Source organism: Flavobacterium sp. Arc2, assembly GCF_041431385.1.
Taxonomy (GTDB): domain Bacteria; phylum Bacteroidota; class Bacteroidia; order Flavobacteriales; family Flavobacteriaceae; genus Flavobacterium.
On record NZ_JASMRH010000019.1, the window covers coordinates 1 to 13,353 of the forward strand.

General features: G+C 35.3%; 7 protein-coding genes. 5 read left to right on the forward strand and 2 right to left on the reverse strand.

Going from position 1 to position 13,353, the window contains the following annotated elements; genetic code table 11:
- The first annotated feature begins 27 nt into the window (after window positions 1–27).
- Complete coding sequence (locus QO182_RS13465; RefSeq protein ID WP_371562159.1) at window positions 28–1,011, forward strand: RagB/SusD family nutrient uptake outer membrane protein; 984 nt, start codon at window positions 28–30, stop codon at window positions 1,009–1,011.
- Window positions 1,012–1,519: 508 nt separating this feature from the next.
- Here the strand turns inward: QO182_RS13465 and QO182_RS13470 are convergent.
- Both QO182_RS13470 and QO182_RS13475 read right to left on the reverse strand, forming a co-directional pair.
- Complete coding sequence (locus QO182_RS13470; RefSeq protein WP_371539697.1) at window positions 1,520–3,109, reverse strand: peptide chain release factor 3; 1,590 nt, start codon at window positions 3,107–3,109, stop codon at window positions 1,520–1,522.
- A gap of 102 nt (window positions 3,110–3,211) precedes the next feature.
- Window positions 3,212–4,657, reverse strand: coding sequence for an alpha-amylase (locus QO182_RS13475; RefSeq protein ID WP_371562160.1), 1,446 nt, complete (start codon window positions 4,655–4,657; stop codon window positions 3,212–3,214).
- Window positions 4,658–5,371: 714 nt separating this feature from the next.
- Between QO182_RS13475 and QO182_RS13480 the strand changes: the two genes are divergently transcribed.
- The 4 genes from QO182_RS13480 to QO182_RS13495 all read left to right on the forward strand — a co-directional run bounded on the left by QO182_RS13480 (window position 5,372) and on the right by QO182_RS13495 (window position 13,338).
- Window positions 5,372–6,802 (forward strand): peptidylprolyl isomerase, encoded by a 1,431-nt coding sequence (locus QO182_RS13480; protein WP_371562162.1) that lies wholly within the window; start codon window positions 5,372–5,374, stop codon window positions 6,800–6,802.
- Between the two features lie 84 nt (window positions 6,803–6,886).
- Complete coding sequence (locus QO182_RS13485) at window positions 6,887–7,840, forward strand: AAA family ATPase (protein ID WP_371562164.1); 954 nt, start codon at window positions 6,887–6,889, stop codon at window positions 7,838–7,840.
- A gap of 341 nt (window positions 7,841–8,181) precedes the next feature.
- Window positions 8,182–10,953 carry a bifunctional aconitate hydratase 2/2-methylisocitrate dehydratase gene (locus tag QO182_RS13490; protein ID WP_371562165.1) on the forward strand — a complete coding sequence of 924 codons (2,772 nt, stop codon included), beginning with the start codon at window positions 8,182–8,184 and terminating at the stop codon, window positions 10,951–10,953.
- Window positions 10,954–11,076: 123 nt separating this feature from the next.
- Entirely contained in the window at window positions 11,077–13,338 is a 2,262-nt protein-coding gene (locus tag QO182_RS13495; protein WP_371562167.1) for an aconitate hydratase, read from the forward strand.
- Window positions 13,339–13,353 lie beyond the last annotated feature (15 nt).

Consider the following 13,353-nt stretch of genomic DNA (forward strand, 5'->3'; position numbering starts at 1 on the left):
TAGGGTGGTCAGTTTACTCCGGAACTGGTGGTCAATTTGCACTGGAATTGGGTGGTCAATTTGACCGGTTTTTCCAGATTGCCAGATAAAAGTGCAGTGAAGTATAATTTTAGAGTTTCAAAAGGTACAGCTCAAGCATTGTTGGGAAAAGTATTGGTTTTTGAAGGAAAAACTCTTGAAGCAATTCCTTATTTAAAAGCGGTAATAGATAATCCAGCACATGACTTGGAGCCGGACGTTTCAAAAGTTTGGTTAAAAGATTCAGAATTTGGAATTGAGTCTTTATTCGAAATTGGCTATATCTCTACAGCTGGTAATGACTGGGGTAATTTCAATTGGGGAGGTCGTACTGAAAGCAACATACATGCGCAATTAATGGGGCCTCGTGGTGACGGTTTTTTCAATCTAACAGGTACCGGAATTATTAATGGATGGGGCTTTAATTTACCAACTGCAAAAATATTAACTGCTTTTGATGCTGCCGGAGATGTAAAACGTAAAGCAGCTACAGTAATGAGTGAAGCAGAACTTAATGCATTTGGTGGAAGTTTAACAGGATCCCCTTGGGATTACGAAGGAGGTATTAGAACAAAATATGCCACACGTTCTTCAGAAACTTCAAGCACTGGTGTTGCAGAATTAAACTACGGTATCAATTGGAGATTATTTAGATATGCTGAAGTTTTGTTGCTTGCAGCTGAAGCGTACAATAAGGAAGGACAAGATGGAAATGCGAGAATAGAATTAAACAAAATTAGAAAAAGAGCAGGATTAGCTGATGTTTCTTCAACCTTAACAGGTACAAATTTGTTTAACGCTATCGCAAATGAAAAATTCCTAGAGTTAGCTTTTGAAGGCCAACGTTTTTGGGATTTAGTAAGATGGGGTAGAGCTAGTGCAGAGTTGTCAAGTAAAGGTTATACCTCTAAAAATGATCTATATCCAATTCCAGCATCAGAAATTGCTAAGAATAAGGCGCTAACAATAGCGGATCAAAATCCAGGTTATTAATAAGTGGTTTGTTAAATTTGGTTAGTTGAAGAAGGCTGTCCGAAAAGTGATTTTTGGGCAGTTTTTTATATAATGGGTAGTTTTTTGATTCTTAAAAGTTAAAAATCCGTCAATACAACCTGAATTTGAATCCTATTCTTAGGATCAATAACTATTTTATTTATCCAAAAAATAGCTACAAGGTTGATAAAGTATGTAAGTGAAAAAATAAAGATTCCTCCTGTTGTTTTGCAATAGAAATACAGCTCTATATTCCTAATTATTAAGTGTGTACTAATAGGTTTGTATACCAACAAAGCCATTAGATTACTTATTCTTTAAAAAGGGTATGATAAATTTAAAATACCTATTTCAAAGCTAAAATCGAGAAATATTTCCAATCTATCTTTGAAGGCTAGGTTAACATGTGCAAATGGATAATCGCCTTACAAATTGTAACTTATAAAAACCCAAAGAGGCTGTCAATTAATGACAGCCTCTTTACTTTTAATACTTTTTTATAAATACCTTAATTAAATTCAGATGTGAAGAATAATTTTACAGATGGATATTTATTTTGTGTCATTTTAATTGTAAAATCTGAATCAGCAAGGAAGACTAATTGACCATATTTGTCTTTTGCCAAGAATTTTTGTTTAATACGTTTGAATTCTTTAAACTCATCATTCTTTGCGTCATCTGGCTTTACCCAGCACGCTTTATGTACAGGAAAGTTCTCATAGGTACATTTAGCTCCATATTCATGTTCTAAACGGTATTGGATAACCTCATACTGAAGCGCTCCTACCGTTCCGATTATTTTTCGGTTGTTCATTTCAAGAGTAAATAATTGCGCTACACCTTCATCCATTAATTGGTCAATCCCTTTGTCAAGCTGTTTAGCTTTCATTGGGTCAGCATTATTGATGTATCTAAAATGTTCGGGAGAGAAACTTGGAATACCTTTGAAACTCATGATTTCTCCCTCTGTCAAAGTATCTCCAATTTTAAAATTCCCTGTATCATGTAGTCCAACAATATCACCAGGATAAGAGATGTCAACGATCTCTTTCTTTTCGGCAAAAAAGGCATTCGGACTCGAAAATTTCAGGTTCTTTTTTTGACGTACGTGATAATACGGCTTATTTCTTTCAAAAGTACCAGATACAATTTTTATAAATGCTAATCTGTCTCTGTGTTTAGGATCCATATTTGCATGGATTTTAAATACAAAGCCTGTCATTTTTTCTTCTTTCGGGTCAACTAATCTTGTTTCAGATTCTTTTGGTCTTGGTGATGGAGCGATTTCAACAAAACAATCCAAAAGCTCGCGAACTCCAAAATTATTTAATGCTGATCCAAAAAAGACTGGTTGTAATTTTCCGTCTAAATAATCCTGACGATCAAATTTTGGATAGACTTCATCAATCAATTCAAGCTCTTCACGTAAAGTATCTGCAGGTTTCTGTCCAATAATCTTTTCTAACTCTGGATTTTGCACATCTGAAAAAGCGATTGTTTCTTCAATATTTTTACGATTATCTCCACTAAATAGGTTGATGTTCTGTTCCCATAAATTGTATATTCCTTGGAAATCATAACCCATTCCTATTGGGAAACTAAGAGGCGTAACTGTTAATCCCAGTTTTTGCTCCACTTCATCCATAAGGTCAAAAGCATCTTTTCCTTCACGGTCCATCTTATTGATGAATACGATAATTGGGATTTTTCGCAACCTACAAACCGCGACTAATTTTTCTGTTTGTTCCTCAACACCTTTGGCAACGTCAATTACCACTATGACACTGTCAACAGCAGTTAAGGTTCTAAAAGTATCTTCGGCAAAATCCTTGTGCCCTGGGGTATCAAGAATATTTATTTTTTTTTCTTTGTAGTTAAATGCTAAAACGGAGGTAGACACAGAAATTCCTCTCTGACGTTCGATTTCCATGAAATCACTAGTAGCTCCTTTTTTGATTTTATTGTTTTTAACAGCACCCGCTTCTTGAATAGCACCACCAAAAAGGAGGAGTTTTTCTGTAAGTGTTGTTTTACCTGCATCGGGATGTGATATAATCCCGAAAGTTCTTCTTCTTTGTATTTCTTTTAAAAAGCTCATGTATGATGTAAATAGTGTGCAAAAGTACTATTTATAAATGTGAATAAAAAAAATGAGGCTGTCTTTTAGAACAGCCTCATTTATATTGGATTTATTTAGGGTTTACATGTTAATTGACCAGACAGAATAACCGTTTGGAGGACACTGGATTTTTACCCAAGTATCACCTTGCGTTGTTGGAATCCATGTGGAATTACCCGTAAAGTCTTTTATTTGTGCATTGGTCCAATTGGTAGGAACCCATCTTTCTTGCCAAGTTGAAGAATTATTGATATAGACAACTAAACCTGGGTTTCCGTTGTATCCATTTCTTCGGGCGATGTATTCATCATTATCTGCATATAAAATGGAAGTGGTTCCGGTCGCTTTTTGATTGTGGATCCAAATCAAGTTATTCATTTTAGTTTTGTCCAGCCATTCTTCATAATCTCTGTAAAAGATTGTTGGATAACCTTCGTGAGTCAAAATGTATGCATAAGCTAATTCTTTTTTATAGATCTCATCTGTATCATGATTGGTTACAAATGTTACGGCCTTGTATGGGTTTCTTTTCCACATCATGTCGTCATTCAAAAGAGCTAAATTATTACCGTCAAATGCGTCATTCATCTTATAGTAACAAGCAAAATCAAATACAGAACTGTTAGCGTTGTTTGCCCACCATTCTAATGTGTTTACGTTTGAATCCCAATATTCGCCAACTGAAAAACCACCCACATTACTATTCCAGTCTTTAACTACCCAAGGACCAAAACCTTTTACATAGTCAAATCTCCAGCCGTCAAATTTCATGGTGTTCTTGTAATATTTACCCACGCCATCTGATCTAAGCCAAAGCCAGTTTTGAACGTTTGGTGTTACATGTGCTAAATCAGGAAATCCTCCAAAAGCACCTTCGTCATTATTACCATAAGCATTTTTATAAAAATCGACGCTGGTTCTAGGGAATTTTCCTGAAGCAACGCCAGTAAAATTCGTATACGTTTGAGTTCCTGTAAAAGGATTGCTTTCTAGTTGTCCGCCGCTATTGTGATTTAGAACCATGTCAGCATAAACTTGAATGTTTTCGGAATGCGCTTTTGTAATTAAGGTGACTAATTCTGTTTTAGAACCAAAACGTGTTTCTATTGTCCCGTTTTGATTGTAATTTCCAAAATCAAAATAATCAGTAGGGTCGTATCCCATAGAAAAGGGACCATTTTGTGCTTTAGATACCGGTGGAAGCCAAATGGACCCAATACCGGCATTTGACCATGCAGTTACTTTTGTGCTTAATGTATTCCACCAGTTTCCACCGGCGGGTACGTCCCAGTAGAAAGCTTGCATCATTACGCCACCGCCCGGATTAGCTACGTACTTTCCTGTTAGTGATGTTGTCGTGGATTTACCCGTACTAAACGGATGACCATCGTGATGTGTAACATCGATTATTTTGCTTTGTGCCTTAATTTCTGCAGTAGGTCCTTGTAATTCATCGTTTGAATTACAAGAATAGAAACAAATAGTCAATGCGGCTAATGCTGCAATTTTAAAATTTGGTTTTTTCATGATTTTGTAGGTTGGTTAATAAAAGAATTGGGGTAATTTTTATAAAGGTTGATAACAAATATTTTTGATGGTAAAAGCTAAAAATTAAGTTATTATCTATTATATCGGGTTTTATTTTGAGATATTAGTTTTATTTTCTTTGTTATTTTAGGAATAATGATGCTCTAGTCGGGCTAATGTATGTAAATAATTGTATCGTATCTCACTTAAACCTTTTAGCCAGTAACGATAACGTTGTAGTGTTGATAAGTAATTATATTTTATTAAAAATGAGACGCTTGTGTTTTTTTTTGCTTCGATTTTGTTTTTTGTTTTAAAGCGGTGGGACGTAAAATTTTTTTGATGGGATATTGAATTATTGCAGAGTTTTAATTTCTGTGAGTAACGATACAATAGCCTTGCCAGGTGAGCTTGACTTGCTAAAGTAGTAAGTCATTAAATAGCAAAGCTAAATTGGTAAGGGCTTGAGGATATTACATGGTTTCCGTAATGAGTAAATGGGCTTATAATTTTTTGTTAATAGTAGTATGGAAACTTGTATTATGTAATTGAATTGTTATTTTTGTTCGTTTTAACTTTAGGAAATTGTTTGTAAGAACATTTTTATTTCTTGATCGTTAAAGTGTATATTTGGCGGCGAGCCATAGGGGCTTTATAAAAGGGATTCCGTCCAATGAAAATTAGAATACTTTACTAAAATATAAAATTGATATAATGCCATTAAAAACAATACAAATGAAGTCCATAAATAGTAGAATTGCATTTTTATTTTTTCTTTTACTGTTTTCAAGTACTATTACCAGAGCGCAAGAAATCATTAGAGATAGTGTGATTACGCCTGCTAAGAAGGTTCAAACTAATCAAAGACAAAAGATTGATGGTATTATTGCTACAGTAGGTGATTTTATTATTTTAGATTCAGATATAGATAAGTCTTATTTAGAGTTGTCAAGTCAGGGTAATTCTGTAAAAGACATCACTAGATGTCAGATGTTAGGGAAATTGCTTGAGGATAAATTATATGCACACCAAGCAATTCAGGATAGTGTGAAAGTAACGGATGCTGAAGTGAAAGGAATGATGGAGGAGCGATTGAGCTACATGGTAGGTCAAATTGGTTCTATTGATAAAGTAATAAAATATTACAAGAAAAATTCTGAAGAAGAATTCAGAAGTTATTTCTTTGATATTTTGAAAGAGAATAAGCTTTCTTCTGAAATGCAAAAGAAAATTGTTGAAGAAGTAGAAATTACACCTGAAGAAGTTCGTAATTTTTTCAAATCAATTCCTAAAGATGAATTGCCTCTTTTTGGAGCAGAAATGGAAGTAGCTCAGATTGTAATCACGCCTAAAGTATCCGATGCGGAGAAACAAAAGGTAATTGACAAGTTGAATGGATTTAAAAAAGAAGTTGAAGAGGGTTCAAGTTTTGCTACAAAAGCGGTATTGTATTCAAAAGATCCGGGGTCAAGCTCAAATGGAGGTTACTATAAAATGAATAGAAAAACACCATTTGTTAAAGAATTTAAAGATGTTGCTTTTAGTCTTCAAGAAGGTGAAATATCTGATCCATTCGAAACTGATTTTGGTTTTCATATTATTTATGTTGAAAAAATCAAAGGTCAAGAAATTGAATTGCGTCATATATTATTGACTCCGACAGTATCTGATGATGCTTTGACGTCAGCCAAAGAGAAAATTACTTTAATTAGAAATAAGATTGTAGATAAAAAAATCAGTTTTGCTGAAGCAGCCAGAACAGAATCTGATCAAAAAGAAACTAGAGCAAATGGAGGTTCTTTAATTAATCCAAAAACACAAGACACCCGTTTTGAAATGACTAAAATGGACCCAAGTCTATATAGTGAGGTTTCTAATTTAAAAGACGATAGTATTTCTCAGCCAATATTAAATACGGATGAAAACGGAAAGAAAAGTTATAAGTTAATAACGGTTACTAATAGAATTAATGAGCATGTCGCTGATTATGCTACAGATTATATTAAGATAAAAGATTTAGCACTAAAAGAAAAACAAATCAAAGCGATTGGAAAATGGTTTGATGAGAAAATCAAAGAGACCTATATTAAAATCCTTGGTGAATATAGAGACTGTGACTTTACAAACAATTGGTTAAAAAAATAATTATATTTTTCTAAAATAAATAAAAAGAGTTAGCTTTATGATTTCATAGAGTTAACTCTTTTTTAATTTAAATCCCCTTTAAAAATGTCTGACGTAGCAGCAATCCATAATTTGGTTCAGAAACGAAATGAGTTAAAAAGCGAAATCGCAAAAATTATTGTAGGTCAGGATTCGGTGGTTGATCAAGTATTGCTATGTATTTTTTCGGGCGGACATGCACTGCTTGTTGGTGTTCCTGGATTAGCTAAAACTTTATTGGTGAATACTCTTGCTCAGGCTTTAGGACTTAATTTTAAGAGAATTCAATTTACTCCGGATTTAATGCCTTCTGATATTTTGGGAAGTGAGATATTAGATGAAAACCGTCAATTTAAATTTATAAAAGGGCCTGTTTTTTCGAATATTATTCTGGCGGATGAAATAAACCGTACGCCTCCAAAAACTCAGGCGGCTTTGCTTGAAGCGATGCAAGAACGATCTGTTACTATCGCAGGTGAAAATTATAAGTTGGATCTTCCTTACTTTGTTTTGGCTACCCAAAATCCGATTGAACAGGAAGGAACCTATCCCTTGCCTGAAGCTCAGCTAGATCGATTTATGTTTGCAATCAAACTTGAATATCCTTCGTTTGCAGAAGAGGTTCAAGTGGTGAAACGTACTACATCAGATAACAAAACTATTATTAGCCCATTATTTACTGCGCAGGAAATTATAGATTTTCAGCTATTGATTCGAAGGATTCCTGTAGCGGATAACGTGATCGAATATGCTGTGACCTTAGTCAGTAAAACACGTCCAGACAATCCGTTGACTAATGAGTTTGTGAGAAGTTATTTGGATTGGGGAGCAGGACCGCGCGCATCCCAGAATTTAATATTAGCAGCCAAAGCACATGCTGCCTTCAACGGAAAATTTTCACCTGATATTGAAGATGTTAAAGCTGTGGCAACCGGAATTTTGCGTCACCGTATTATCAAAAATTATAAAGCGGATGCTGAAGGAATTACGGAGGAAATGATTATTGCAAAGTTAATTTAAAGCGCTTTTAACTACGCTGTAGAATGGCAATGTTTATGATTAACTACAACGATTACTTACATTCTCTTTATTTGGAATTTTAGTGAATTAAAATTCAAATAAATAATTGTCGATTTGTCATTTAAATGTTAATTTTTTACTTTTTCATCAATTATACGTATTAAAAATTAGTATTAGACAATAATAATTTTTGAAAAGGCCACTTCTATTAATTTTTTTTAGTTCTCATCTTAAATTCGTTAATTTGCATTACGAAAAAAACAAAAAAAACATTGATATTATGGCTTTTGATTTTGAGATGATCAAAAAAATCAGCCTTTAACATTGAAAAGAATTCTATTATGAACATGTATAACGATTATCTACAGGAAATCGAAGAACGAAAAGGTCAGGGACTTAACCCAAAACCGATTGATGGCGCTGAATTACTAAGCGAAATCATTGCGCAAATTAAAGATTCAGATAACGCTGAACGCGAACAATCTCTTAAATTTTTTACTTATAATACTGTTCCTGGAACTACTAGCGCTGCTGGTGTGAAAGCTACTTTTTTAAAGGAAATTATTCTGGGTGAATCTATTGTAAAAGAAATTACTTCTGCTTTTGCATTTGAGTTGTTATCACACATGAAAGGTGGTCCTTCTATTGAGGTTCTACTTGATTTAGCATTAGGTAATGATGCAGCTATTGCGAAAGAGGCTGCAAAGGTTCTTAAAACGCAATTTTTTCTTTATGAAGCAGATACAGCTCGTTTAGAAGCGGCTTACAAAAGCGGAAGCGCGATTGCTGAAGAAATTTTAGAGAGCTATGCTAAAGCTGAGTTTTTCACGAAACTTCCGGAAGTAGTAGAAGAGATTAAGGTAGTTACTTATATTGCTGGTGAAGGAGATATTTCAACTGATTTACTTTCTCCAGGAAATCAAGCACATTCAAGATCAGATCGTGAACTTCATGGTAAATGTTTGATTTCTCCTGAGGCACAAGATGAGATTCAAGCTTTGCAAGCGCAGCACCCTGATAAAAGTGTGATGCTGATTGCTGAAAAAGGTACAATGGGTGTTGGTTCGTCAAGAATGTCAGGTGTTAATAACGTGGCGCTTTGGACAGGAAAAAAAGCAAGTCCTTATGTTCCTTTTATTAATATTGCTCCAATCGTAGCAGGAACAAATGGAATTTCTCCAATCTTTCTTACTACAGTTGATGTTACTGGTGGTATTGGTCTAGATCTAAAAAACTGGGTAAAAGTACTTGATGCGAATGGTGAAGCTGTTCGTAATGAGAATGGAGACCCTGTTCTTGAAGAGGCTTACTCTGTTGCAACAGGTACTGTTCTAACGATCAATACAAAAACAAAAAAATTATATAATGGGGACAAAGAGCTTATAGATATTTCTAAAGCGTTCACTCCTCAAAAAATGGAATTTATAAAAGCGGGTGGTTCATACGCAATTGTATTCGGTAAAAAACTTCAAACTTTTGCATCGAAAACGCTAGGTATTGATATTTTACCTGTATTTGCTCCTTCAAAAGAAGTTTCTATCGAAGGACAAGGGCTTACAGCAGTAGAAAAAATATTCAACAAAAATGCAGTTGGAACTACTCCAGGTAAAGTTTTACACGCCGGTTCAGATGTGCGTGTAGAAGTTAATATCGTTGGCTCACAAGATACAACTGGTTTGATGACCTCTCAGGAATTAGAGTCTATGGCTGCTACTGTGATTTCTCCAATTGTTGACGGTGCGTACCAATCAGGTTGTCATACTGCTTCAGTTTGGGATAATAAGTCTAAAGCAAATATCCCTAGATTGATGAAGTTTATGAATGACTTCGGTTTGATTACTGCTCGTGACCCTAAAGGGGAATATCTTGCAATGACTGATGTAATTCATAAAGTGCTAAATGATATTACTGTAGATGAGTGGGCAATCATTATTGGTGGTGACTCTCATACAAGAATGTCAAAAGGGGTTGCCTTTGGGGCAGACTCAGGAACAGTTGCGCTTGCACTTGCTACTGGTGAAGCTTCAATGCCAATTCCAGAATCAGTAAAAGTTACTTTTAAAGGAAACATGAAAACTTACATGGATTTCCGTGATGTAGTTCATGCTACTCAATCTCAAATGTTAAAACAATTTGGCGGAGAGAATGTGTTCCAAGGAAGAATCATTGAGGTTCATTTAGGAACGCTTACTGCTGATCAAGCATTTACTTTTACAGACTGGACTGCCGAGATGAAAGCGAAAGCTTCTATCTGTATTTCTGAGGATGAAACTTTGATCGAATCATTAATGATCGCTAAGAGAAGAATCCAGATCATGATCGACAAAGGGATGGATAATGCAAAGCAAGTTCTTAAGGGATTGATCACAATCGCTGACAACAGAATTGCAGCGATTAGATCTGGTGAAAAACCTGCTTTGACTCCGGATGCAAATGCGAAGTATTATGCGGAAGTTGAAATTGATCTTGATCTGGTTGAAGAGCCAATGATTGCAGATCCAGATGTAAATAATGCAGATGTTTCTAAACGATACACACACGATACGATTAGACCGCTGTCTTTTTATGGAGGAGTGAAAAAAGTAGATCTTGGTTTTGTTGGTTCTTGTATGGTTCATAAAGGTGATTTGAAAATTCTTTCTCAAATGCTTAAGAACATAGATGAGCAATATGGTAAAGTTGAGTTTAAAGCACCGCTTGTAGTGGCGCCTCCAACTTATAACATTGTGGATGAACTTAAGGCTGAAGGAGATTGGGAAGTTTTACAAAAGTATTCTGGTTTCGAATTTGACGATAATGCTCCAAAAGGGGTGGCGCGTACTGGATATGAAAATATTCTTTACCTTGAACGTCCAGGTTGTAATCTATGTATGGGGAACCAAGAAAAAGCAGAAAAAGGGGATACCGTAATGGCAACTTCTACTCGTCTTTTCCAAGGAAGAGTGGTTGAAGATTCTGAAGGTAAAAAAGGAGAATCATTACTTTCTTCAACTCCTGTTGTTGTATTGTCTACAATCTTAGGTAGAACACCTACTATGGAGGAATACAAAGCAGCTGTAAAAGGAATTAATCTAACGCAATTTGCACCGTCTCATAAGTTGTTAGTTAAATAATAATAATAATAATTATATCAAAAAGCCTGAGTCTATGATTCAGGCTTTTTTTTATTTTTATAGCTACTCTATTTTTTGTACCTTGTCGTGTCTATAAAACAATAATAAAAAAAACAATTATATATGGCATTTGATATTGAAATGATAAAAAAAGTGTATGACAGCATGACAAGTCGTGTTGATGCTGCACGCGAAGTAGTTGATCGTCCACTTACTTTAACGGAGAAAATTTTATATAGCCACTTATGGGAAGGAAAGGCGAAGCAAGCTTATGGAAGAGGTGTCGATTATGTTGACTTTGCTCCAGATAGAGTAGCTTGTCAAGATGCAACGGCTCAAATGGCTTTATTGCAATTTATGCATGCAGGTAAGAAAACAGTTGCCGTTCCAACAACGGTACACTGTGATCACTTAATTTTGGCTAAAGTAGGAGCTGAGAAGGATTTAGCTGTTGCAAAAGAACAATCAAGCGAGGTTTTTGATTTCTTATCATCAGTTTCAGATAAATACGGTATTGGTTTCTGGAAACCAGGATCGGGAATTATTCATCAAATTGTTCTAGAAAACTATGCTTTCCCAGGTGGAATGATGATTGGGACAGATTCACATACTGTAAATGCAGGTGGTTTAGGAATGCTTGCTATTGGTGTTGGTGGAGCTGATGCTGTTGATGTAATGTCAGGAATGGGATGGGAATTGAAATTCCCTAAATTAATAGGAGTGAAGTTAACCGGTAAACTATCGGGTTGGACGGCTCCAAAAGATGTCATTTTAAGAGTTGCCGATATTCTTACTGTAAAAGGAGGAACAGGGGCAATTGTTGAATATTTTGGTGAAGGTGCACTAAGTATGTCTTGTACTGGTAAAGGAACCATTTGTAATATGGGTGCCGAAATTGGTGCTACTACTTCGACTTTTGGTTATGATGATTCTATGCGTAGGTATTTATCTGCTACAGGTCGTCAAGACGTAGTTGATGCTGCAGATAAGGTAGCTAGTTATTTAACTGGTGACCCAGAAGTTTATGCAAATCCTGAGAAATATTTTGATCAAGTGATTGAAATCAACCTTTCGGAATTAGAGCCTTATATCAATGGACCTTTTACTCCGGATAGAGGTACTCCAGTTTCTAAAATGAAAGAGGAAGCGAAAGCAAATGGTTGGCCAATAAAAGTGGAATGGGGATTAATTGGTTCTTGTACCAACTCTTCTTACGAAGATATGGCTCGTGCTGTATCAATTGTGAATCAGGCCATAGAACACGGTATTACTCCTAAGGCTGAATTTGGTGTTAATCCAGGTTCTGAGCAAATTCGTTACACTATCGAAAGAGACGGTATGATTGCTGCTTTTGAAAAATTGGGAACTAAAGTATTTACAAATGCTTGCGGACCGTGTATTGGACAATGGGACAGGGCTGGTGCTGATAAAGAAGAGAAAAATACAATTGTACACTCTTTTAACCGTAACTTCTCTAAAAGAGCAGATGGTAACCCAAATACGCACGCTTTTGTAACGTCTCCAGAAATGGTTGCGGCTTTAGCAATTGCAGGAAGACTAGATTTTAATCCATTAACAGATCCTTTAATAAATGATAAAGGAGAAGAGGTAATGTTAACAACTCCTTTTGGTGATGAATTGCCAAAAAAAGGATTTGATGTTGATGATAATGGTTTTCAAGCACCAGCCGATGATGGTTCAGGAGTTAAAATTGTTGTAAGCGAAACTTCGGATAGATTACAATTATTAGCCCCATTTGAAGCTTGGGATGGAAAAAATATTACAGGAGCTAAATTGCTTATTAAAGCATTTGGTAAATGTACTACTGACCATATTTCTATGGCTGGACCGTGGTTGCGTTTCCGTGGACATTTAGATAATATTTCAAACAATATGTTGATTGGTGCTGTAAATGCTTACACTCAAAAAACAAATTCAGTTAAAAATCAATTAACAGGTGAATATGGTGCAGTTCCTGCTGTAGCAAGAGCATACAAAGCAGCTGGAGTTCCTTCTGTTGTTGTTGGAGACCATAATTACGGAGAGGGTTCTTCTCGTGAGCATGCTGCAATGGAGCCTCGTTTCTTAGGTGTTAAAGCGGTATTAGTGAAATCATTTGCTCGTATCCACGAAACAAACCTTAAAAAACAAGGATTGTTAGGATTGACATTTGCTAATGAAGCGGACTATGATAAAATCCAAGAAGATGATACGATCAACTTTATAGATTTAGTTGATTTTGCACCAGGAAAACAATTAACAGTAGAATTTGTACATGCTGATGGAAGCAAAGATTTAATCTTAGCAAATCATACTTACAATGAAGGACAAATTGCTTGGTATGTTGCTGGGTCAGCATTAAACTTAATTGCTGCTGAAGCTTAATTTTAAGTTTATTAA

Bases quoted from the DNA above. Each gene is read 5' to 3' on its own strand.
- QO182_RS13470 (WP_371539697.1), bottom strand. From the start codon at position 3,109: ATGAGCTTTTTAAAAGAAATACAAAGAAGAAGAACTTTCGGGATTATA.
- QO182_RS13475 (WP_371562160.1), bottom strand. From the start codon at position 4,657: ATGAAAAAACCAAATTTTAAAATTGCAGCATTAGCCGCATTGACTATT.
- QO182_RS13480 (WP_371562162.1), top strand. From the start codon at position 5,372: ATGCCATTAAAAACAATACAAATGAAGTCCATAAATAGTAGAATTGCA.
- QO182_RS13485 (WP_371562164.1), top strand. From the start codon at position 6,887: ATGTCTGACGTAGCAGCAATCCATAATTTGGTTCAGAAACGAAATGAG.
- QO182_RS13490 (WP_371562165.1), top strand. From the start codon at position 8,182: ATGAACATGTATAACGATTATCTACAGGAAATCGAAGAACGAAAAGGT.
- QO182_RS13495 (WP_371562167.1), top strand. From the start codon at position 11,077: ATGGCATTTGATATTGAAATGATAAAAAAAGTGTATGACAGCATGACA.